This window comes from Stenotrophomonas sp. MYb238, assembly GCF_009496535.1.
GTDB lineage: Bacteria > Pseudomonadota > Gammaproteobacteria > Xanthomonadales > Xanthomonadaceae > Stenotrophomonas.
In genome coordinates, this window is the sequence record NZ_WIDL01000003.1 from 84534 (window position 1) to 105074 (window position 20541).

The 20541-nt window shown below is 69.5% G+C and carries 21 protein-coding genes and 2 tRNA genes; 12 read left to right on the top strand and 11 right to left on the bottom strand.

Annotated features, from left to right (window positions below; translation table 11 throughout):
• Nucleotides 1-39 precede the first annotated feature (39 nt).
• From epmA to gyrA, 4 genes are all read left to right on the top strand, one after another.
• Nucleotides 40-984, top strand: a complete 945-nt coding sequence (gene epmA / locus CQ393_RS03040) for an EF-P lysine aminoacylase EpmA (protein ID WP_153190154.1) — start codon at nt 40-42, stop codon at nt 982-984.
• 252 nt (nt 985-1236) lie between these two features.
• Nucleotides 1237-1929 carry a DUF3011 domain-containing protein gene (locus CQ393_RS03045; RefSeq protein WP_153190155.1) on the top strand — a complete coding sequence of 231 codons (693 nt, stop codon included), beginning with the start codon at nt 1237-1239 and terminating at the stop codon, nt 1927-1929.
• A 24-nt stretch (nt 1930-1953) separates the two neighbouring features.
• A complete protein-coding gene (gene mtnA, locus CQ393_RS03050) occupies nt 1954-3018 on the top strand; it encodes an S-methyl-5-thioribose-1-phosphate isomerase (protein ID WP_153190156.1) in 1065 nt (354 codons plus the stop codon).
• 246 nt (nt 3019-3264) lie between these two features.
• The gene (gene gyrA / locus CQ393_RS03055; RefSeq protein WP_153190157.1) at nt 3265-5976 is read left to right on the top strand and encodes a DNA gyrase subunit A; all 2712 of its coding nucleotides are present in this window, start codon (nt 3265-3267) and stop codon (nt 5974-5976) included.
• A gap of 369 nt (nt 5977-6345) precedes the next feature.
• Here gyrA and CQ393_RS03060 read toward each other — a convergent pair.
• The 9 genes from CQ393_RS03060 to CQ393_RS03100 form a co-directional block, all read right to left on the bottom strand.
• Nucleotides 6346-6422 (bottom strand) — tRNA-Arg (locus CQ393_RS03060).
• Nucleotides 6423-6462: 40 nt separating this feature from the next.
• Complete coding sequence (locus CQ393_RS03065; RefSeq protein WP_153190158.1) at nt 6463-7326, bottom strand: alpha/beta fold hydrolase; 864 nt, start codon at nt 7324-7326, stop codon at nt 6463-6465.
• On the bottom strand, nt 7323-8132 hold the full coding sequence (thiD, locus tag CQ393_RS03070) for a bifunctional hydroxymethylpyrimidine kinase/phosphomethylpyrimidine kinase (protein WP_153190159.1): 810 nt from the start codon (nt 8130-8132) through the stop codon (nt 7323-7325). The genes CQ393_RS03065 and thiD overlap by 4 nt, the downstream gene beginning before the upstream one ends.
• A 35-nt stretch (nt 8133-8167) precedes the next feature.
• Complete coding sequence (locus CQ393_RS03075) at nt 8168-8839, bottom strand: YoaK family protein (protein ID WP_153190160.1); 672 nt, start codon at nt 8837-8839, stop codon at nt 8168-8170.
• Between the two features lie 12 nt (nt 8840-8851).
• A complete protein-coding gene (locus CQ393_RS03080) occupies nt 8852-9346 on the bottom strand; it encodes a hypothetical protein (protein WP_343199475.1) in 495 nt (164 codons plus the stop codon).
• Nucleotides 9347-9373: 27 nt separating this feature from the next.
• A complete protein-coding gene (locus tag CQ393_RS03085) occupies nt 9374-9574 on the bottom strand; it encodes a hypothetical protein (RefSeq protein ID WP_153190161.1) in 201 nt (66 codons plus the stop codon).
• Nucleotides 9575-9674: 100 nt separating this feature from the next.
• The gene (locus CQ393_RS03090; RefSeq protein ID WP_153190162.1) at nt 9675-11075 is read right to left on the bottom strand and encodes a PhoH family protein; all 1401 of its coding nucleotides are present in this window, start codon (nt 11073-11075) and stop codon (nt 9675-9677) included.
• A gap of 81 nt (nt 11076-11156) precedes the next feature.
• Entirely contained in the window at nt 11157-11636 is a 480-nt protein-coding gene (locus CQ393_RS03095) for a peroxiredoxin (protein WP_153190163.1), read from the bottom strand.
• Between the two features lie 78 nt (nt 11637-11714).
• Nucleotides 11715-12275 carry a glycine cleavage system protein R gene (locus CQ393_RS03100; protein ID WP_055764916.1) on the bottom strand — a complete coding sequence of 187 codons (561 nt, stop codon included), beginning with the start codon at nt 12273-12275 and terminating at the stop codon, nt 11715-11717.
• A gap of 161 nt (nt 12276-12436) precedes the next feature.
• Here CQ393_RS03100 and dapA point away from each other — a divergent pair, with 161 nt between their 5' ends.
• Both dapA and CQ393_RS03110 read left to right on the top strand, forming a co-directional pair.
• Nucleotides 12437-13330 (top strand): 4-hydroxy-tetrahydrodipicolinate synthase, encoded by an 894-nt coding sequence (gene dapA, locus CQ393_RS03105; RefSeq protein ID WP_153190164.1) that lies wholly within the window; start codon nt 12437-12439, stop codon nt 13328-13330.
• Nucleotides 13331-13361: 31 nt separating this feature from the next.
• Entirely contained in the window at nt 13362-13862 is a 501-nt protein-coding gene (locus CQ393_RS03110; protein ID WP_153190165.1) for a hypothetical protein, read from the top strand.
• A 117-nt stretch (nt 13863-13979) separates the two neighbouring features.
• Here the strand turns inward: CQ393_RS03110 and fdxA are convergent, their stop codons facing one another.
• Together fdxA and CQ393_RS03120 are read right to left on the bottom strand one after the other, a co-directional pair.
• Nucleotides 13980-14303: a ferredoxin FdxA gene (gene fdxA, locus CQ393_RS03115; RefSeq protein ID WP_153190166.1), complete on the bottom strand. Its 324-nt coding sequence runs from the start codon at nt 14301-14303 to the stop codon at nt 13980-13982.
• Nucleotides 14304-14744: 441 nt separating this feature from the next.
• Nucleotides 14745-14819, bottom strand: a tRNA-Glu gene (locus tag CQ393_RS03120).
• Nucleotides 14820-14860: 41 nt separating this feature from the next.
• On the opposite strand from CQ393_RS03120, the gene pcnB reads away from it, so the two are divergent.
• From pcnB to pgi, 6 genes are all read left to right on the top strand, one after another.
• Nucleotides 14861-16234: a polynucleotide adenylyltransferase PcnB gene (gene pcnB, locus CQ393_RS03125; RefSeq protein WP_153190167.1), complete on the top strand. Its 1374-nt coding sequence runs from the start codon at nt 14861-14863 to the stop codon at nt 16232-16234.
• Nucleotides 16235-16239: 5 nt separating this feature from the next.
• Complete coding sequence (gene folK / locus CQ393_RS03130) at nt 16240-16728, top strand: 2-amino-4-hydroxy-6-hydroxymethyldihydropteridine diphosphokinase (protein ID WP_153190168.1); 489 nt, start codon at nt 16240-16242, stop codon at nt 16726-16728.
• Nucleotides 16729-16759: 31 nt separating this feature from the next.
• Nucleotides 16760-17575: a 3-methyl-2-oxobutanoate hydroxymethyltransferase gene (gene panB / locus CQ393_RS03135; protein WP_153190169.1), complete on the top strand. Its 816-nt coding sequence runs from the start codon at nt 16760-16762 to the stop codon at nt 17573-17575.
• Nucleotides 17572-18414, top strand: coding sequence for a pantoate--beta-alanine ligase (gene panC, locus CQ393_RS03140; RefSeq protein WP_153190170.1), 843 nt, complete (start codon nt 17572-17574; stop codon nt 18412-18414). The genes panB and panC overlap by 4 nt, the downstream gene beginning before the upstream one ends.
• Before the next feature lie 176 nt (nt 18415-18590).
• On the top strand, nt 18591-18971 hold the full coding sequence (panD, locus tag CQ393_RS03145) for an aspartate 1-decarboxylase (protein WP_153190171.1): 381 nt from the start codon (nt 18591-18593) through the stop codon (nt 18969-18971).
• Nucleotides 18968-20476: a glucose-6-phosphate isomerase gene (pgi, locus tag CQ393_RS03150; RefSeq protein ID WP_153190172.1), complete on the top strand. Its 1509-nt coding sequence runs from the start codon at nt 18968-18970 to the stop codon at nt 20474-20476. The genes panD and pgi overlap by 4 nt, the downstream gene beginning before the upstream one ends.
• The last annotated feature ends 65 nt before the right edge of the window (nt 20477-20541 follow it).

The window sequence follows — 20541 nt, forward strand, 5'->3', positions numbered from 1 at the left end:
ACCGGCATTCCCGTCATCCATGGCGGCCAGGTGTGCGCCATGATCGAGGCCCTGCATCGGCGTGCGCGCCTGAACGCCCTGATCCGCGATTTCTTCGCCCGCCGCGACGTGCTGGAAGTGGAGACGCCGATCATGTCGGCGGCCGGCAACACCGAGCCGAACATCGACGGTTTCCAGACCCGCTTCAGCGGTCATGTCGATGCCGGCTCGCCGGTGCGCTGGCTGCGCACTTCGCCCGAATATCCGCTCAAGCGCCTGCTCGCCGCCGGCGTCGGCGACTGCTACGAGCTGGGCCGTGTCTTCCGCAACGGCGAGGCCGGCGGCCGCCACAACCCCGAGTTCACCATGCTCGAGTGGTACCGCGTCGGCTGGGATCATCACCGGCTGATCGACGAGACGGTGGAACTGGTGCGCGCGGCGCTGGCGATGGTCGGGCGCGAGGCGGCGCTGCAGGTGCTGACCTACCGCGAGCTGTTCGTCGACGCGGTCGGCGTGGACCCGTTCGGCGCCGACGAGGCGCAGCTGCGCGCGCCGCTGGCCGGCATCGGCATCGATCCGGACGGCCTCACCCGCGACGACTGGCTGGACCTGCTGATGACACATCGCATCCAGCCGCATTTCCCGGACGACCGCATCACCGTGATCCACGACTGGCCGGCCACCCAGGCCGCGCTGGCGCGCATCCGCCCGGGCGAACCGCCGCTGGCCGAGCGCTTCGAGCTGTACCTGGGTGCGGTGGAACTGGCCAACGGCTATCACGAACTGAACGACGCCGAAGAACAGCGCAGGCGTTTCGCGCGCGACCTGGCGGTGCGCGCCGCGCGCGGCGACGTGCAGCCGCCGCTGGACGAGCCGTTCCTGGCGGCGCTGCCGGCATTGCCGGCGTGCGCCGGCGTGGCGGTGGGCGTGGACCGGCTGCTGATGGCGCTGTTCGGCACCGGCCGCATCGCCGACGTGCTGGCCTTCGACTTCGCCCACGCCTAGCCGTCCCGCCGCTCATCGGTCTGTCTGGAGCCTGCATTTGGCGTATGGCACGTGCATCCGGAATGCGTTCCGGATGCACGCGGGATCCCGTGCCCGCTTATGCGCGGATCGGCCCACGTCTCCAGTACGCCGGCCGCGCCGACGATCGCCGCGCCACGCTATTGCCTGTCTACCGGCGATGATGCTCTGATCACGGCTGCCGATGCAGTGTCCGTATCGGTGGACTCCGTCGATTGCAGGGTGGAAGGTCGGATGAAGGGTGTTTGCGGCCTGTTGCTGTGGCTGATGCCGATGCTGGCCCTTGCCGGGCAGGACGGAGCGTCGCCGGCCGATGCGCCGGTGGTGCGCTGCGAGGCGGACGGAAGCGCGCGCCAGCACTGCGCGATGGACGTGACGCGCGGCGTTCAGCTGGTACGCCAGCTTTCCACGCACAGCTGCATCCGCGAGACCAGCTGGGGCGTGGACGAGCGCGGCGTGTGGGTCAGCCGCGGTTGCCGCGCCGAATTCGCCGCCGAGGCGCCGGCCGCCGCGCAGCGCCGGGTCCGGCGCATGGTGCGGTGCGAATCCAAGGGCGGCCGCACCATCACCTGTCCCGTGCTGCTGCGCGGCGCGCCGGTGCGGCTGATCCGCCAGCAGTCGCTGCTGCCGTGCCGGGAAGGGCGCACCTGGGGATACGGGCGCAACGAGATCTGGGTGAGCCGCGGCTGCGAGGGGCAGTTCGAGGTTGCGGCCGAGGACGGCTCCGGGTTCGTGGACATCCCGCGCCAGGTCACCTGCGAATCGAAGAGCGAGATGCGCCGTGAATGCGGGGTGAGCGTCGAGCGCAGGGTCACCCTGGTCAAACAGCTGTCCAACGCCGCCTGCGAGGAGGGCCGCAGCTGGGGCTGGGACCGCGCCGGCATATGGGTGGACAAGGGCTGCCGCGGCGAGTTCTCCGCGGACTGACGGCGGCACCGATACAATGGCGCGATGAACGAAAACCACGCCATCGATTACGCCCGCTACGACCACATCCGCCCGATCCGCTGGACCGGCCAGGCGCTGGAACTGCTGGACCAGCGCAAACTGCCGTTCGTGGTCGAGCACGTGCTGTGTGGCGACAGCGACGCGGTCGCCGGGGCCATCCACGCGCTCACCGTGCGCGGCGCGCCGGCGATCGGCATCGCCGCCGCCTGGGGCGTGGTGCTGGCTGCGCGCGAGGTCGACGCCGATGATGGCGCCGCCGCACTGCTGGAACTGGAACCGGCGATGGCGTGCCTGAATGCCGCGCGCCCGACCGCCGTGAACCTGGCCTGGGCGCTGGCGCGCATGCGCCGCGCGCTGGCCGCCGCCGGCAGCGACTGGAAGCAGGTGCTGGCGCTGGAAGCCCAGGCCATCGCCGACGAAGATCTGGCCGCCAACCGCCACATGGGCGAACTGGGCGCCGGGCTGATCGCGCCGGGCAGCGGCGTGCTGACCCACTGCAACACCGGCTCGCTGGCCACCGCCGGCTTCGGCACCGCGCTGGGCGTGATCCGCGCCGGCATGGCGCAGGGCCGCATCGGCCGCGTGTTCGCCGGCGAGACCCGGCCGTGGCTGCAGGGCGCGCGCCTGACCGTGTGGGAACTGCAGCAGGACGGGATCGACGCGACCCTGGTCGCCGACTCGGCCGCCTCGCACCTGATGAAAACCGGCGCGGTGCAGTGGGTGATCGTCGGCGCCGATCGCATCTGCGCCAATGGCGACACCGCCAACAAGATCGGCACCTACCAGCTGGCCATCGCCGCGCGCCACCACGGCGTGAAGTTCATGGTGGTGGCGCCGTCCTCGACCGTGGACATGGGCACCGCGCATGGCGATGAAATCGAGATCGAACAGCGCGACCCCGGCGAGCTGTTCGGCGTCGGCGGCGTGCGCACCGTGGCCGAGGGCATCGCCGCCTGGAATCCGGTGTTCGACGTGACCCCGGGCAGCCTGATCGACGCCATCGTGACCGAGAAGGGCGTGATCCTGAATCCGGACGTCGAGGCCATGCGGGCCGCTTTCGGCGGCTGAATCCGGCCGCCCGCCCGCCGTCCGCGCGAGTGCCGGCGGCGGTCATCCGGCACCGCTCCGCGCCAATGGGCGCAAGTGGCGGCAACGGGCGGCTAAGTCCCTGATTTGCTCCGCTAAAAGTGCTGCTGCCGGAGGCGGCAGACGGCGCCGTGTGGTAAACTCGGCCACTTGAATCGGGCTTGTGCCGGGACCGCCCAGAAGGGCCATCGGCGCCGCTCCGGACCGCTACCAGAATACGGAATCCGAATGGCAGAAACCGCCAAGGAAATCATCCAGGTCAACCTGGAAGACGAGATGCGCAAGAGCTACCTCGATTACGCCATGAGCGTGATCGTGGGACGTGCGCTCCCCGACGCCCGCGACGGCCTCAAGCCGGTCCATCGCCGCGTCCTCTACGCGATGCAGGAGCTTGGCGCGCACGCCAACAAGCCGTACTACAAGTCCGCGCGCATCGTCGGCGACGTCATCGGTAAGTACCACCCGCACGGCGACAGCGCGGTCTACGACACGCTGGTGCGCATGGCGCAGCCGTTCTCGCTGCGCTACATGCAGATCGACGGCCAGGGCAACTTCGGTTCGGTCGACGGCGACAGCCCGGCGGCGATGCGTTACACCGAGTCGCGCCTGTCGCGGATCAGCCACGAGATGCTGGCCGACATCGACAAGGAAACCGTCGATTTCCAGCCCAATTACGACGAGAAGGAACTGGAGCCGACGGTCCTGCCGACGCGCTTCCCGAACCTGCTGGTCAACGGTTCGGCCGGCATCGCGGTAGGCATGGCCACCAACATCCCGCCGCACAACCTCACCGAATCGATCAACGCCTGCATCGCGCTGATCGACAACCCGGCCATCGACGTCGATGGCCTGATGGAATACATCCCGGGCCCGGATTTCCCGACCGCCGGCATCATCAACGGCACCGCCGGCATCATCGCCGGCTACCGCACCGGCCGCGGCCGCGTGCGCATCCGCGCCAGGGCCGACATCGAGGTGGCCGACAACGGCCGCGAGTCGATCATCGTCACCGAGATTCCCTACCAGGTGAACAAGGCGCGGCTGATCGAGAAGATCGCCGAGCTGGTCAAGGAAAAGAAGCTCGAGGGCATCAGCGAGCTGCGCGACGAGTCCGACAAGGACGGCATGCGCATCTACATCGAGGTCAAGCGCGGCGAGTCGGCCGACGTGGTGCTGAACAACCTGTACCAGCAGACCCAGATGGAGTCGGTGTTCGGCATCAACATGGTGGCGCTGGTCGACGGCCGCCCGAAGCTGCTGAACCTCAAGGAGATGCTGGAGGCGTTCGTCCGCCACCGCCGTGAGGTCGTCACCCGCCGCACCATCTTCGAACTGCGCAAGGCGCGCGCCCGCGCGCACGTGCTGGAAGGCCTGACCGTCGCGCTGGCCAACATCGACGAGATGATCGAGCTGATCAAGACCTCGTCCAACCCCGCCGAGGCCAAGGAGCGCATGCTCGCCAAGGTGTGGTCGCCGGGCCTGGTCGGCGCGCTGCTGGGCGCCGCCGGCGCCGAGGCCTCGCGGCCGGAGGACCTGCCCAAGGGCATCGGCCTGGTCGACGGCAACTACCAGCTGTCCGACGTGCAGGCCACGCAGATCCTGGAAATGCGCCTGCACCGCCTCACCGGCCTGGAGCAGGACAAGCTCACCGAGGAATACAAGCAGCTGCTGGAAGTGATCGCCGGGCTGATCCATATCCTGGAAAACCCCGACCGCCTGCTGCAGGTGATCCGCGAGGAACTGGAAAGCGTGCGCGCCGAGTACGGCGACGAGCGCCGCACCGAGATCCGCCACAGCGAGGAAGACCTGGACATCCTCGACCTGATCGCGCCGGAAGACGTGGTGGTGACGCTCTCGCGCGCCGGCTACGTCAAGCGCCAGCCGGTGTCGGCCTACCGCGCGCAGAAGCGCGGCGGCCGCGGCCGCAGCGCGGCGGCGACCAAGGACGAGGATTCGATCGAGCAGCTGTGGCTGGTCAACACCCATGACACGCTGCTGACCTTCACCAGTTCGGGCAAGGTGTTCTGGCTGCCGGTGTACCAGCTGCCGGAGGCCGGCTCCAACGCGCGTGGCCGCCCGATCATCAACTGGATCGCGCTGGAGAACGGCGAGCGCGTGCAGGCGGTGCTGCCGGTGCGCGAATACGACGACAACCACTTCGTATTCTTCGCCACCCGCAACGGCACGGTGAAGAAGACTCCGCTGAGCGAGTTCGCCTTCCGCCTGGCGCGCGGCAAGATCGCCATCAACCTCGACGAGGGCGATGCGCTGGTCGGCGTCGGCCTGACCGACGGCGAGCGCGACATCCTGCTGTTCGCCTCCAACGGCAAGACCGTGCGCTTCGGCGAGGACAAGGTGCGTTCGATGGGCCGCACCGCTACCGGCGTGCGCGGCATCAAGATGGCCAAGGGCGAGGAAGTGGTCAGCCTGATCGTGGCCGAAAGCGCCGGCGGCGTGGAGGACGAGAACGAGGACGACAACGGCGTCGAGGACGTGTCGAGTGAGAGCGGGGTGGTGGACGGCGCCGAGATCGTCGATGCCGCGGACGATGCCGGCGTGCAGTACATCCTCACCGCCACCGAGAACGGCTACGGCAAGCGCACCCCGCTGGTCGACTACCCGCGCAAGGGCCGCGGCACGCAGGGCGTGATCGGCATCCAGACCAGCGAGCGCAACGGCAGGCTGGTCAGCGCGGTGCTGCTGGGCACGGGCGACGAGGTGCTGCTGATCTCCGATGGCGGCACCCTGGTGCGCACCCGCGGCTCGGAAATCTCGCGCGTGGGCCGCAACACCCAGGGCGTGACCCTGATCCGCCTGTCCAAGGGCGAGAAGCTGCAGGCGGTCGAACGCCTGGACGCCTCGCTGCAGTCGGCCGACGATGCGGACGAGGATGCTCCGCCGGTCGATGCGGAACAGGCCGCGACGCCGCCGGAAGCCTGATCGACCGCAGTCCGCGTGGAATCGGAAGCGCCGGCGCAAGCCGGCGCTTTTTTGTTGCCGCCATCCCTGGCGGCAACCCTTCGGGCCATCGACAAGCGATGTCAAAAACCGCTCCCGGCGGTTTTTTTTTTGCCATGCATGGAAGCAGCCCCTTGGCCATCGTTGTGCGATGCCGAACGGCGCCCGGTGGGTTTCTGTTGTCGCCAGCAGGAGTGACGATCCTCCGGCCATCGACGATGTGGCCGTCGTGTCCCGTGAGCGGAAGGGGCCGCCGATACGGCGCTCTGCGATGCGTGCCGGCGGCGATGGGAATGGGCGCCATCGCCGGGACGAAAAAAAACAGCAGGCAAGGCCTGCTGTTCGGTGTAATGGTGCGCCCGGAGAGATTCGAACTCCCGACCGCCTGGTTCGTAGCCAGGTACTCTATCCAACTGAGCTACGGGCGCGTCGTCAGGAGCGGAATTATGCTGATATGGCGCGCATGCGTCAACGCTTTTGTGAAAATTCCTGGGACGCCGGCGATGTCAGCGCATCGGCGACGATGGCAGGCGATTTCATCCAGCTGAAATGGTCGGCGCGCGTGCCCAGTTCGGCGGCGGTCAGGATCCGCAGCGTCGCCGGCGCGGCCGGAAGCTTGGACAGCAGGTGGCGCATGGAACCGGCGGGAGCGAGCCAGTCGGCGTCGAACAGCAGCGCCTCCACCGGCAACGTGAGCGCGCCCATCGCCGCCTCCAGGTCGACCGGCAGGCCGGCGGCGGCGTAACGGCCGCCGAGGCCGACCCGGGCCCAATCGCGGATCAGGCCGCGCGCCTCGGTGCCGCCGAAGCCGAGCCTGCGGCCGGGCAGCGCGCCGCGCCGTTGCGCCAGCCACGGCAGGAAACGGTAGGCCAGCGGAAGCAGCCAGCGCCGCGGCGCGGGAAAGCCGTGCCACCACGGCGTGCCGCTGGCAACCAGCCAGAGTCCGGCGAAGGCATCTGGATGCAGTCCCGCATGGCAGCAGGCCAGCTGCCCGCCCAGGCTGTGCCCGCCCAGCCGCAGCGGGATGCCGGGCGCCGCGGCGCGGGCGGCCGCTTCGGCGGCGGGGATGTCGTGCTGCAGCAGTTCGCGGTAGCCCCAGTCGTGGTTCCGGTCCGCGCGCAGGCTGCTGCTGCCGTTGCCGCGCCACTCGTGGACGAACACGGCGACGCCGCGCGCCGCCAGCGCCTCGGCCAGCGGCAGGTAATGGCGGGCGGCCACGCCCAGCGCGGGCAGCCATAGCACGGCCGCCACGGGCCGGGACGGCACCTGGGCGAGCAGTTCGAAGCGGTGTCCGTCCGCCGCGACGACGTCGAGCACACTGTGAGTGTTCATGCCGGGCCGGCTGCGCCGAAGTGATCCAGCACCATGACCTCGCTGCGCCCCGGCTGGTAGCCGCCGCGCAGCCCGCGCGCGACGTAGTCGATGGCCGCCTCGCAGGCGTTGGGCAGGGACAGGCCGCGGCACAGCTGCGCGGCGATGGCCGAGGCCAGCGTGCAGCCGGTGCCGTGCGCATCGACGGGCAGGCGCGCATGGCTGAATTCCTCGCTGGCGACGCCGTCGTAATAGCGGTCGATCACGCGTGGGCCTTCGGCCAGGTGGCCGCCCTTGAGCAGCACCGCGCCGGTGCCCAGCCCGAGCAGCGCGGCGGCGGCATCTTCGGCATCGGCGGCGCTGGCGATGCGGCGTTCCAGCAGCAGTTCTGCTTCGGGCGTGTTCGGGGTCAGCAGCGTGGCCAACGGCAGCAGGCGCGTGCGCAGGGCATGCAGCGCGCTGTTCTCCAGCAGCCGCGCGCCGCTGGTGGCGACCATCACCGGGTCGAGCACCACCTGCGGCGGGCGGTGTTTCTCCAGGACATCGGCGACCAGATGGATTACCTCGGCGTTGGCGAGCATGCCGAGCTTGACCGCGTGGATGTCGAAGTCGTCGAAGCAGGCATCGAGCTGGGCCTGCAGGAATTCCAGTGGCGGCACGTGCACCGCGGTGACGCCGCGCGTGTTCTGCGCGGTCAGCGCGGCGATGGCCGACAGGCCGTGCACGCGGTGGGCGGCGAAGGCCTTGAGGTCGGCCTGGATGCCGGCGCCGCCCCCGGAATCGGAGCCGGCGATGGTGAGGGCGGAAACGGGCGTGGAAGGCGTCATGGCGGGATTGTGCAATGTTTCGCCGCTGCCTGCGGTCAGTCGCGCGGCGCGCGCTGGGCCAGCCGGTAGGCGATGTAGGTGGCGCCGGTGCAGCCGGTGAGCAGGGCCGGGGCCAGCAGCGCGTCGTAGCCGAAGTGCAGGAACAGCCAGGCGCCGATGACGCCGCCGGCAAGGAAGCCGCTGATGATCAGGCCGCTGAGCGTCAGCCGCCGCACCTGCAGCGGCAGCCCGCGCAGCAGGTGGCCCAGGCCGATGCCCAGGTCGGTGAACATGCCGCTGAGGTGGGTGGTGCGCACCACCGCGCCGCTGAAGGTGGTGACCATGGCGTTCTGCAGGCCGCAGGCCATCGCCGCGGCCAGCGCGCCCCAGATCTGCTGCTGCTTGAACAGCGGGATCGCCACCAGCAGCAACAGCGATTCCAGGGTCAGCACCACGCCGTAGCGCCGGCCCAGGCGCAGCGCGCCGTCCTGCACGATCAGGCCGCTGAGCATCGCGCCCAGCGAGAAGGCGATCAGCATGCCCCACAGGTGGGCGACGTTGCGCCAGTCGCCCTGCGCCAGCGCCATGCCGAGCTGGCTGGTGGTGCCGGTGAGGTGGCTGACGGCCTGGTGCTCGAAGCCGAGGAAGCCGACCACGTTGACCATGCCCGCCACGCAGGACAGCGCGATCGCACCGATCCACACCCAACGCGGAAGCTGTATGCCCATGCCGCCGGCGGCTCAGAACTCGCCGTTGGTCGCGATGTCGGAGAACGTGCCTGCCTGCGGGTCGTATACCGCGCCCCAGAAGGCGGCGCCGCCGTCGCAGACCCGCACCGCCTCGCGCGCGGGGTTGATCTTCTCGTGGTCGGGCAGGGTGAAGGCGTTGATGTAGATCAGCTGACGGCCCTGCGCGATGAAGCCCACGTATTGGCGTCCGGACCGCGCCGGTTCGGCGATGGCCGGTTGCAACTGCTGCAGCCGGCTTTCCAGCGCGTCGATCTGCGCGCGGCTGGGCGCCCAGTAGCCGCTGACGCCATCGGCATGCCTTGCAGGGCTGTCGCGCGAGCAGGTGTCCAGCACCTGCGCGGCGACGGCGGGACGGGTGACCACCCACGACTGTCCGGCCTTGAGCGCCGTGGGCACGCTTGCGCCGGGCTTGACGTTGGCCGGCGTGCAGGCAGCCAGCGCGAGCAGGCAGGTGGCGAGCAGGGGCAGCGGATGGACGGCTTTCACGGGAAACTCCGGTGGGGCGGGGAAACGTCAGGCGATGGTGGCGGGGGCGCAGGTTTCAAGATAACCGCAGCGCGGGCAGCGGTAACCGCGGGTTTCCAGTTTTTCCGGCGGTGACTTGAGCCCCATCCAGAACGACTTCTGCGGCTGACCCCGGGCCCATGCGGTGATCGAGTGCTGGTTGCCATGGCCTTTCCCAGGACGTAGCCCGGTTGCATCGGCGTGAGGCATTTGCAGTATTCGATCCTGTTGCCGGTCATTGGCCCGGGGCGGCGAGTGGAAGGAAGACAGAGCATAGCCGGCCGCATGCATGGCATGCGGCCGGCGCCGGTCACAGCACTTCCGAGGCGTAGTCGGCCAGCCGCGAGCGCTCGCCGCGGCGCAGGGTGATGTGCGCGCTGTGCGGCCAGTTCTTGAAGCGGTCCACCGCGTAGGTCAGGCCCGAGGTCGTCTCGGTCAGGTAGGGCGTGTCGATCTGCTCGACGTTGCCCAGGCAGACGATCTTGGTGCCCGGGCCGGCGCGGGTGATCAGGGTCTTCATCTGCTTCGGGGTGAGGTTCTGTGCCTCGTCCAGGATCAGGTAGCGCGACAGGAAGGTACGCCCGCGCATGAAGTTCAGCGAGCGGATCTTGATGCGCGAGGCGAGCAGGTCGTTGGTGGCCGCACGGCCCCAGGCGCCGCCTTCCTGGTTGTGGGTGAGCACTTCCAGGTTGTCGGTGAGCGCGCCCATCCACGGCGTCATCTTCTCTTCCTCGGTGCCGGGCAGGAAGCCGATGTCCTCGCCGACGCTGACCGTGGCGCGGGTCATGATGATCTCGCGATAGCGCTGGGTGTCCATGGTCTGCGCCAGGCCGGCGGCCAGCGCCAGCAGGGTCTTGCCGGTGCCGGCGGTGCCGAGCAGGGTGACGAAGTCGATCTCCGGGTCCATCAGCGCGTTGAGCGCGAAGTTCTGCTCGCGGTTGCGCGCGGTGATGCCCCATACCGAATGCGCGCCGTGGCGGAAATCGTCGACCAGGGTCAGGGTGACGCGGCCGTCGGCCTCCACCTTGGCGACCTTCAGCTCGACCTCGTCCTCGCCCGGCAGGTAGACGTACTGGTTCGGGAACCACTGCTCGTCGTCGGTGGCGCGCACCTCGTAGCTGGTGCGGCCCTTGTCGCTCCAGCTGCGCAGGTCGCCGGAATGCTTCTTCCAGAAATCCTCTGGCAGCGGCGTGGCGCCGGTGTACAGCAGGCTGAAGTCGTCCAGCGCGCGGTCGTTCTCGTAGTCCTCCGAGTCGATGCCGGCGATGGCCGCCTTGATGCGCAGGTTGATGTCCTTGGAGACGAACACCACCGGCACCTCCGGCGTCTGCTCCTTCAGCGCCAGGATGGCGCCGAGGATGGCGTTGTCCGGGATCACCGCGCCGAAGCTCTTGCCGGCCTCGAAGTGGCTGGTCTGGAAATACAGGTGGCCGGCGCTGCGCGCGCCGCGCAGCTGCAGCCCCTGCGGCAGCACCAGCGGCACGCCGTTGGCGATGCCGCCGATGCCGGAGGATTCGATCAGCTCGTTGAGGAACCGGCTGACCTGGCGCGCGTTGCGGCTGGCCTCGGAAGTTCCCTTCTTGCCGTTGTCCAGCTCCTCGATCACCTGCATCGGCAGGTAGACGTCGTGTTCCTCGAATTTGAACAGCGCGGTCGGATCGTGCATCAGCACGTTGGTATCCAGCACGTAGATGCGCTTGCCTCGGGTCATCGTCGATTCCTGGTTACGGGCAGGGAAAAGCCGCCACGACCTGCGGGGCAGGGGCGCGGCGGGCAGAGTGGGCGAGGGGACTCACTTGGACTGGGCGGCCTTCAGGGCGTCGAGCACGGCATCGGCATGGCCGGCGACCTTGACCTTGCGCCATTCCTGCACCAGCGTGCCGTCGGGCGAGACCAGGAAGGTGCTGCGCTCGATCCCGCGCACCTGCTTGCCGTACATGTTCTTCATTTTGATCACGTCGAAGGCGCTGCACAGCGCTTCGTCGGCATCGCTGACGAGCGGGAACCTGAAACCCTGCTTGGCGCAGAAGTTGTCGTGCGACTTCACCGAGTCGCGCGAGACGCCCATCACCACCGCGCCGGCGCGCTTGAACTCCGGCAGCAGGGCGTTGAAGTCGATGCCCTCGGTGGTGCAGCCGGGCGTGCTGTCCTTCGGGTAGAAGTAGAGCACCAGCCAGTGGCCGGCCTGCGCGGCGAGGGTGGTGGTGTCGCCGCCGGACAGCGCCAGCGGCAGGTCGAGGGTGGTGCGGTCCAGGGTATCGCCGATGTTCATCAGATCCTTTCCGGAGCCTGGGGTACTTCCATTGCAGCTACATGAAACGCCGCACGCCCGTGACGGGCGCGCGAATGTTCAGAACTTCATCGGGTCCATGATCGCGTCCAGGTTGAGGTGGTCGCAGAACTCGAGGAAATCGTCGCGCAGGGCGGCGATGTGCATGTTGGCAGGCACGCCGATGGTGATCTGCGCCGAGAACATCTCCGCGCCGGTCTGCATGGCCTGGTAGCGGGTGCTCTGCAGGTTCTCGATGGTGATGCCCTGGCGGTCGAAGAAATCGGCCAGCTGGAACAGGATGCCGGGCTTGTCCGCGGCGATCACCTCGACGATGTAGGGCAGCAGGTTGGACTGCGCCTGCTTGGCGGCGGTGCGGTACCAGACCAGCTTCAGCCCTTCCTCGCGCTCCAGCCGGGTCAGCATCGCCTCAAGCTTGGCCACCGAATCCCACGAGCCGGTGGCCAGCGTGGTGACCGAGACGTCGCGGCCCACCGTGGACAGCCGCGCATCGACCAGGTTGCAGCCGCTGTCGGCGATGCGGCGGGTGACGGACAGCAGGGGGGACTCCGGATGCGTCGTGTAGGCGTTGATCAGGAGGTGGTTTTCGGTCGGCTGCGGCCGCGGGGTGCTGTTGGTCAAGGTGGTTCCGGGATGCTCTGTGAGTCTGAACGGCGCCGGCGCGGGCACGTTCACTGGCACCCAGCATACTTGCCCGTGCTTTCGACCGGCAAGTAACATGCCCCCGGTCACGAACCCGCGTTCCGGCGGGATTCCCAGCCCCCACGAAGAACGGCGCTCCCTTGTCCATTTCCGGCCTCATCACCGCCCTGGCGACGCCTTTCCTTGCCGACGGCGCGCTCGATACCGAGGGCTGGCAACGCCTGCTGGCGCTGCAGGTGGCCGGTGGCGCGCAGGGCGTGGTGGTGGCCGGTTCCACCGGCGAGGCGGCGATGCTGGCCGATGCCGAGTACGACAGCTTGCTGCGCGCGGCCGTGGATTTCCTCGGCGGCCGCATGCCGGTGCTGGCGGGAACCGGCCAGTCCGGTACCGCCGGCACCATCGAGGCGACCCGTCGCGCGGCGCGCAATGGCGCCACCCACGCGCTGGTGGTCCCCCCGCCGTATGTGCGCCCGACCCAGGAAGGCCTGCACCGGCACTACCTGGCCGTCGCCGAACAGGGCGGCCTGCCGGTGGTGCTGTACAACGTGCCTAGCCGCACCGGCTGCGACCTGCTGCCGGACACCGTCGCCCAACTGGCGTCGCACCCGAACATCGTCGGCATCAAGGAGGCGGTCAGCGACATGGCCCGCCTGAAGGCGCTGCTGGAACTGCGCGGCGAAGGGTTCGCCATCCTCGCCGGCGACGACGCCAGCGCCGCGCGCGCGATGCTGGCCGGCGCCGACGGCATGGTATCGGTCGGTTCCAACGTGCTGCCCGGCGCGTTCCGCACCATGTGCGACCTGGCCCGCGCCGGCAACCACGATGCAGCCGAGGCCTGGGACGCGCGTTTGCAGCCCTACCACGATTTCTTCACCCTCGAGTCCAACCCGATCCCGGTCAAGGCGCTGCTGCAGCGCCTTGGCATCGGCCACGGGCTGCGCCTGCCGCTGTTGCCGCTTTCCGCCTCGCACCATGCCGCCGCCGACCACCTGGCGGCCGACGTGGGCGCGCTGGAAGAACTATCCAGCCACTGAACCTGCAGTGGCCAGAACCTGGAGATCCACCATGCGTCATTCCCGTTCCGCTGTACGCGCACTTTCGCTGGCCCTGCTCGCCGTCGCCACCACCGTCACCGCGACCGGCTGCCACCGCGGCGCACGCGGCGACTACGCGCTGGCGCCGGAAATGCGCCCGCTCGAAGTGCCGCCGGACCTGAACCTGCCCAACACCGCCGGCGCGTCGCAGGTGCCGGCGCTGGCCTCGGCCGCGCGCCCGGCCCCGGCGGCCAAGCCCGCGCAGGGCGGCTTCACCGTTCCGGGCAGCCGCGATGAGGTGTTCGGCAAGGTCGGCGACGCGCTCGCGGCCGTCGACGGCGTGACCATCGCCAGCCGCGCCCAGCTGCTGGGTTCCTACGACGTGGCCTATGAAGGCAGCAACTTCCTGGTGCGCGTGGTCGGCGTCGAGGCCGGTGCCTATGTGTCGGCGGTGGATCCGCGCGGCCTGCCGGCCACCGACCCGGCGGCGATCAAGCTGCTCGAGGCGCTGAAGGCCAAGCTGGCGCAGTAAGCGCTGGCGCCCGCCCATGGCGGCGGCGATGCCGCCATGGCTCGGCTCTCGCCGGCGACGGCATGCCGGAAACGAAAAGGGCGCCTGCGGCGCCCTTTTTCCGTTCCCGCCGGAGGCTCAGCGTTCCAGCAGCTTGAGCTTGTCCGGCTTGCCGTCCCATTCGGCGGCGTCGGCCGGCGGATCCTTGCGTACCGTCAGTACCGGCCAGGCCTTGGCCAGTTCGGCGTTCAGGGCGACGAAGCCTTCCTGCCCGGCGGGCACGTCGTCCTCGGGATAGATGGCGTTGACCGGGCACTCCGGTTCGCACAGCGTGCAGTCGATGCACTCGTCCGGATCGATCACCAGGAAGTTGGGGCCTTCATGGAAGCAGTCCACGGGGCAGACTTCGACGCAATCGGTGTGTTTGCACTTGATGCAGTTTTCGGTGACGACGAAAGGCATGACGGGGTCCGGCATTGAACCCCGTAATTCTAGAGCAGGATGCGACCGGAGGGCGGGACCATTTTCATTCGCGGCGCGTCTGCGCGCGTGGGCGTGCGGCTGCGGGCAGGTTGCGCGCTACCCCGGGGCCGGCTGTCAGAGCGCGGCGATCAGCGGGAGCGGCTGAAGCTTCGTTCTTCGCGAGAGCGGATGGGGCGGCGTGGTGCGTCGGCTGCGACGCGATGTCGCAGGCCCGGGGCGTCGTTCCCGGGCTGGCCGGAAAGGCGCCGGCATTTCGGCAACGCGCCTGAATGTCGCGCTGGGTGGATACCGGGAAGCCGACAGCAACCGCCAGAAGCGGTTTTCGACATCGCTTGTCGATGGCCCGAAGGGGTTGCCGCTCTGGGTGGCGGCAACAAAAAACCCCGCACAGGCGGGGTTCTCTGGTTTCGCGGACGGAGTTGGCGCTCCCTAGGGGACTCGAACCCCTGTTTTAGCCTTGAGAGGGCCACGTCCTAACCACTAGACGAAGGGAGCGTTTTGTCGCGTCCGGCGAGCGCGCTAGTATATGCACCTGTTTGCCGCCAGGCAACCCCGCAACCCCAACCGGAATCGCCACCATCAATTCCACAGTTACAACGCCGTTCACCCTGCGCGTCATCCCGCGCGACCAGCACACCATTTCGCGCAAGGACGTCAGTCCGAACGCGCTGCGCGTGCTCTACCGCCTGCGCGAGTCCGGGTTCGGCGCCTATCTGGTCGGCGGCGCCGTCCGCGACCTGCTGGTGGGCGGGCGGCCGAAGGATTTCGACGTGGCCACCGACGCCACGCCGGAGCAGGTCAAGCAGCTGTTCCGCAACTGCCGGCTGATCGGCCGCCGCTTCCGCCTGGCGCATGTGGTGTTCGGCCGCGAGATCATCGAGGTCGCCACCTTCCGCGCCAACAGCGACGACGGCAGCGGCGACCGCGAGGTCGAGAACGGCATGCTGGTGCGCGACAACATCTACGGCAGCATCGAGGAAGACGCGGTGCGCCGCGATTTCACCTGCAACGCCCTGTACTACGCCATCGAGGATTTCTCGGTGCGCGACTACGTCGGCGGCTTCGAGGACGTGCTGGCGCGGCGCATGAAGCTGATCGGCGATCCCGAAGAGCGTTACCGCGAGGACCCGGTGCGCATGCTGCGCGCGGTGCGCCTGGCGGCCAAGCTCGATTTCGAGATCGAGGCGGCCACCGCCGCGCCGCTCCCGCGCCTGGCCGGCCTGCTGGACGAAGCGGCGCCGGCGCGCCTGTTCGAGGAAGTGCTCAAGCTGTTCCTGTCCGGGCACGGCGTGGCCAGTTTCGAGGGGCTGGAGCGCCACGGGCTGCTGCCGGCGCTGTTCCCGGAGAGCGCGGCCGCGCTGAAGAGCAACCGCAGCGGTGCGCTGCGCCGTTTCGTGGTCGAGGGGCTGCGCAGCACCGACGAACGCGTGGCCAACGACGAGCCGGTGTCGCCGGCCTTCCTGTTCGCCCTGCTGCTGTGGCCGGCGTTCTGCCGCACCCTGATTTCCCTGCAGCGGCAGGGGCTGGCGCCGGAAGAAGCGCAGCGCCGCGCCGCCGACCGGGTCACCCTGCACCAGCTGACCACCATCGCGCTGCCGCGCCGGTTCTCGCTGCCGATGCAGGAGATCTGGCTGCTGCAGTCGCGCTTCTCCTCGCGCCAGCGCAAGCGCGTTTTCCGCACCCTGACCCATCCGCGCTTCCGCGCCGCGTTCGACTTCCTGGTGCTGCGCCAGGCCGCGTCCAGCGAGCATGCGGCCGACATCGAGTTCTGGCGCGAGGCGCAGCAGCAGTCCGGCCGCGAGCTGGAATCGGCGCTGGATTCGCTGCATGCCGACGACGCGCTGGAAGAAGGCGCGCCCAAGCGGCGGCGCCGTCGTCGCCGTCGCAGCAGCGCGGTCGCCGGCGAGTAACGTCCATGGTCGTGGCCTGCATCGGGCTGGGCGCCAACCTCGGCGATGCGCCGGCGACCGTGCGCGAGGCGATCCAGGCGCTGGCGACACTGCCTGATTGCCGCCTGCTGGCCGCCTCGCGGCTGTACCGCACGCCGGCGTGGGGCAACCAGGACCAGCCGGATTTCATCAACGCCGCGGCGGCGCTGGAGACCGCGCTGCCGGCGCCGACGCTGCTGGAGCGGCTGCTGGCCACCGAACAGGCCTTCGGCCGCGTGCGCCTGCCGGGCGAGCGCTGGGGGCCGCGCACCCTCGACCTGGACCTGCTGCTGTATGGGGAGCAGGTGATCGACCTGCCGCAGCTGACGGTCCCGCACCCGCACCTGCACGAGCGCGCCTTCGCCCTGCTGCCGCTGGCCGAGGTGGCGCCGGAGGCGGCCATTCCCGGCCATGGAACGGTGCGTGGCGTGCTGGCCGGCATTCAAACCTGCGGTATCGCGCCGATAGGGGGATAATGCGCGGCTCATCACCGATCGTTATCCCCACATGAGCACCCACGCAGACAGCAAGCCCTGGACCGTCCCGGCGCTGGCGCAGGCCAAGCGCAATGGCCAGAAACTGGTGATGTTGACCGCCTACGACGCCGGTTTCGCGCGCGCCTTCGACGCCAACGGGGTCGACCTGATCCTGATCGGCGATTCGCTGGGCATGGTGGTTCAGGGGCACGACTCGACGCTGCCGGTCACCGTGGCCGACATCGCCTACCACACCACTGCCGTCGCGCGCGTACTGCAGCGCGCCCTGCTGGTGGCCGACCTGCCGTTCGGCGCCGACGCCACGCCCGAGCGCGCGCTCGAGGCCTCGCTGCAGCTGCTGCGCGCCGGCGCGGAAATGGTCAAGCTCGAAGGCGCTGGCTTCAAGCTGGACGTGATCCGCTACCTGGTCGAACGCGAGATCCCGGTGTGCTCGCACCTGGGCCTGACCCCGCAGTCGGTGCTGACATTGGGCGGGTTCAAGGTGCAGGGCCGGGGCGATGCCGCCGAACGCCTGCGCGCCGATGCCCGCGCCGTGGCCGAGGCGGGCGCCGCGCTGCTGGTGCTCGAATGCGTGCCCTCGCCGGTGGCCGCGCAGGTCACCGCCGAGGTGGCGATTCCCACCATCGGCATCGGCGCCGGCGCCGGCTGCGACGGCCAGGTGCTGGTGATGCACGATTTCCTCGGCCTGGACAGCGGCCACCGCCGGCCCAAGTTCGTCAAGGATTTCCTTGCCGAAGGCGGTTCTGTGGCCGGCGCCGTCCGCGCCTACGCCGACGCGGTGCGCGCCGGCACCTTCCCCGACGCGGAGCATGCGTACGCATCATGATCGAGACCGTCACCGAACTTTCCCGGCTGCGCGCCATCGTCGGCGGCTGGAAGCGCGAGGGCCTGCGGGTGGGCTTCGTGCCGACCATGGGCAACCTGCACGCCGGCCACTACTCGTTGGTGACGCTGGCGCGCCGGCATGCCGACCGCGTGGTGTCCAGCGTGTTCGTCAACCCGACCCAGTTCGGCCCGAACGAGGACTTCACCCGCTACCCGCGCACGCCCGAGGCCGATACCACCGGGCTTGAGCAGGCCGGCTGCGACGTGCTGTGGCTGCCGACGGTCGAATCCATGTACCCGTTTGGCGTCGAGCTGGCCGCCAATGTCCACGTGCCGGGCGTCAGCGCGCTGCTGGAAGGCGCGCACCGGCCCGGTCATTTCGATGGCGTGTGCACCGTGGTCACGCGCCTGTTCAACCAGGTGCAGCCGGACATGGCCGCGTTCGGCCGCAAGGATTACCAGCAGCTGGCGGTGATCCGGCAGATGGTGGCCGACCTGGCGTTCCCGATCGAGATCGTCGGCGGCGACATCGTGCGCGAGGACGACGGCCTGGCGATGAGCTCGCGCAACCAGTACCTCACCGCGCAAACCCGGCCGCAGGCCGCGGTGATCCGCCGCGTGCTGCTGGCCATGCGCCAGGCCAGCCTGGCCGGCGCCCCGCGGGCGCAGGTCGAGGCCGAGGGCGCGGCGCAGCTGCAGGCGGCCGGTTTCCAGGTCGACTACGCGGTGGTGCGCCTGCCGGACCTGGGCGAACCGGGCGAGGGCGATGCCGGCGCCCGCGTGGCGCTGGTCGCGGCCCGGCTGGGCAATACCCGGCTGATCGACAACATCGAGTTCTGACGCCCGCGCCGGGACCGGCGCTGTCCCGGCGGCGACGGCCGAACGTCATGCGATGGCGCCCTCGTGGCGCCATTTTCACGTCCGCGACCGGGCCGGACAGCCCATGTTGCAGTGCGGGCAAGGGCCCGCGCCGGTGCTAGACTGCGTGCTTTCTTTCGCAGTATTCCGGCATCGCCATGCAACTTTCCCTGCTCAAGACCAAGATCCACCGCGCCACCGTCACCCATTCGGAGCTGAACTACGAAGGCTCCATCGCGATCGACGGCGACCTGCTGGAAGCCACCGGCATCCGCGAGTTCGAACAGGTGCACATCTGGGACGTGACCAACGGGGCGCGTTTCTCCACCTACGCCATCCGCGCCGAGGCCGGCAGCGGCGTGATCTCGCTCAACGGCGGCGCCGCGCGCCACGTGCAGGTGGGCGACGTGATCATCATCGCCGCCTTCGCCGGCATGAGCGAAGCCGAGGCCGACAGCTTCCAGCCCAAGCTGGTCTACGTCGACGGCAACAACCGCATCACCCATACCAACCACTCCATCCCCACACAGGCCGCATGACAACGCACAACGGATTGACCGCATTGCACGCCCACGCCCAGCGTCTGCAGGGCACGGGTATTCCCTCGCTGTTGGCCGCCGAGCCGGACAGGGTGAAAACCCTGGCGTTCAAGGTCGGTCCGTTGTACGTGAACTTCGCGCGGCAGAGTTACGACCGCGCGGCCCTGCAGGCGCTGCTCGAGCTGGCCGCCGCGTGCGATGTCGCCGGCGGCTTCGCGCGCCTGTTCAGCGGCGAGAAGATCAACGTCACCGAAGGCCGCGCGGTGCTGCACAGCGCATTGCGTGGCGACGCCAGCCCGAAGGCGGCGGCCGAACACGCCGAGGCGGTGGCCGTGCAGCGGCGCATGGGCGAACTGGTCCAGGCGCTGGAAGCCAGCGACGTCACCGACATCGTCAGCGTCGGCATCGGCGGCTCCGACCTCGGCCCGCGCCTGGTGGCCGACGCGCTGCGTCCGGCCAGCGGCGCGCGCTTTCGAGTGCATTTCGTCTCCAACGTCGACGGCGCGGCGATGCAGCGCACGCTGGCCACGCTGGACCCGGCCACCACCGCCGGCATCCTGATCTCCAAGACCTTCGGCACCCAGGAAACCCTGCTCAACGGCGCGATCCTGCGCGACTGGCTGGGCGGCAGCGAGCGCCTGTACGCGGTCAGCGCCAATCCCGAGCGCGCGGCCAAGGCCTTCGACATCGACGCCGCGCGCGTGCTGCCGATGTGGGACTGGGTCGGCGGCCGCTACTCGTTGTGGTCGGCGGTGGGTTTCCCGATCGCGCTGGCGATCGGCTTCGAGCGCTTCGGCCAGCTGCTGGCTGGCGCGGCGGAAATGGATGCGCACGCGGCCAGCGCGCCGCTGGAACGCAACCTGCCGGTGCTGCACGCGCTGACCGACATCTGGAACCGCAACGCGCTCGGCCGCGCCACGCACGCGGTGATGACCTACGACCAGCGCCTGGCGCTGCTGCCGGCCTACCTGCAGCAGCTGGTGATGGAAAGCCTGGGCAAGCGGGTCAAGCTCGACGGCAGCCCGGTCGACGCCGACACCGTGCCGGTGTGGTGGGGCGGGGCGGGCACCGACGTGCAGCACAGCTTCTTCCAGGCGCTGCACCAGGGCACCAGCATCGTGCCGGCCGATTTCATCGGCTGCGTGCACAACGCCGACCCGTACACCGTCAACCACCAGGCGCTGCTGGCCAACCTGCTGGCGCAGACCGAGGCGCTGGCCAACGGCCAGGACAGCGACGATCCGCACCGCCAGTATCCCGGCGGTCGCCCAAGCACGCTGATCCTGCTCGACGCGCTGACCCCGCACGCGCTGGGCGCGCTGGTCGCCATGTACGAGCACGCGGTCTACGTGCAGTCGCTGGTGTGGGGCATCAACGCCTTCGACCAGTTCGGCGTGGAGCTGGGCAAGCAGCTGGCCAACCAGCTGTTGCCTGCGCTGCAGGGCGAGGCGGTGGAGATCGCCGATCCGATGACGCGCGAGGCGCTGGCGCAGCTGCGCGCCTGATCGGCACCGCAGGGCAACGGCAGACGCCGCGCAGCGATGCGCGGCGTTTCTTTTGGGTCTTCGCC

Excerpts from the sequence above, each read along its gene's own strand:
- mtnA (WP_153190156.1), top strand. The coding sequence starts at position 1,954 with ATGAACGAAAACCACGCCATCGATTACGCCCGCTACGACCACATCCGC.
- CQ393_RS03085 (WP_153190161.1), bottom strand. The coding sequence starts at position 9,574 with ATGCCTCACGCCGATGCAACCGGGCTACGTCCTGGGAAAGGCCATGGC.
- CQ393_RS03045 (WP_153190155.1), top strand. The coding sequence starts at position 1,237 with ATGAAGGGTGTTTGCGGCCTGTTGCTGTGGCTGATGCCGATGCTGGCC.
- panB (WP_153190169.1), top strand. The coding sequence starts at position 16,760 with ATGAGCACCCACGCAGACAGCAAGCCCTGGACCGTCCCGGCGCTGGCG.
- CQ393_RS03065 (WP_153190158.1), bottom strand. The coding sequence starts at position 7,326 with ATGAACACTCACAGTGTGCTCGACGTCGTCGCGGCGGACGGACACCGC.
- thiD (WP_153190159.1), bottom strand. The coding sequence starts at position 8,132 with ATGACGCCTTCCACGCCCGTTTCCGCCCTCACCATCGCCGGCTCCGAT.
- fdxA (WP_153190166.1), bottom strand. The coding sequence starts at position 14,303 with ATGCCTTTCGTCGTCACCGAAAACTGCATCAAGTGCAAACACACCGAT.
- CQ393_RS03095 (WP_153190163.1), bottom strand. The coding sequence starts at position 11,636 with ATGAACATCGGCGATACCCTGGACCGCACCACCCTCGACCTGCCGCTG.
- CQ393_RS03090 (WP_153190162.1), bottom strand. The coding sequence starts at position 11,075 with ATGACCCGAGGCAAGCGCATCTACGTGCTGGATACCAACGTGCTGATG.
- panC (WP_153190170.1), top strand. The coding sequence starts at position 17,572 with ATGATCGAGACCGTCACCGAACTTTCCCGGCTGCGCGCCATCGTCGGC.
- panD (WP_153190171.1), top strand. The coding sequence starts at position 18,591 with ATGCAACTTTCCCTGCTCAAGACCAAGATCCACCGCGCCACCGTCACC.
- epmA (WP_153190154.1), top strand. The coding sequence starts at position 40 with ATGATCGAGGCCCTGCATCGGCGTGCGCGCCTGAACGCCCTGATCCGC.
- CQ393_RS03075 (WP_153190160.1), bottom strand. The coding sequence starts at position 8,839 with ATGGGCATACAGCTTCCGCGTTGGGTGTGGATCGGTGCGATCGCGCTG.
- gyrA (WP_153190157.1), top strand. The coding sequence starts at position 3,265 with ATGGCAGAAACCGCCAAGGAAATCATCCAGGTCAACCTGGAAGACGAG.
- pgi (WP_153190172.1), top strand. The coding sequence starts at position 18,968 with ATGACAACGCACAACGGATTGACCGCATTGCACGCCCACGCCCAGCGT.
- folK (WP_153190168.1), top strand. The coding sequence starts at position 16,240 with ATGGTCGTGGCCTGCATCGGGCTGGGCGCCAACCTCGGCGATGCGCCG.
- CQ393_RS03110 (WP_153190165.1), top strand. The coding sequence starts at position 13,362 with ATGCGTCATTCCCGTTCCGCTGTACGCGCACTTTCGCTGGCCCTGCTC.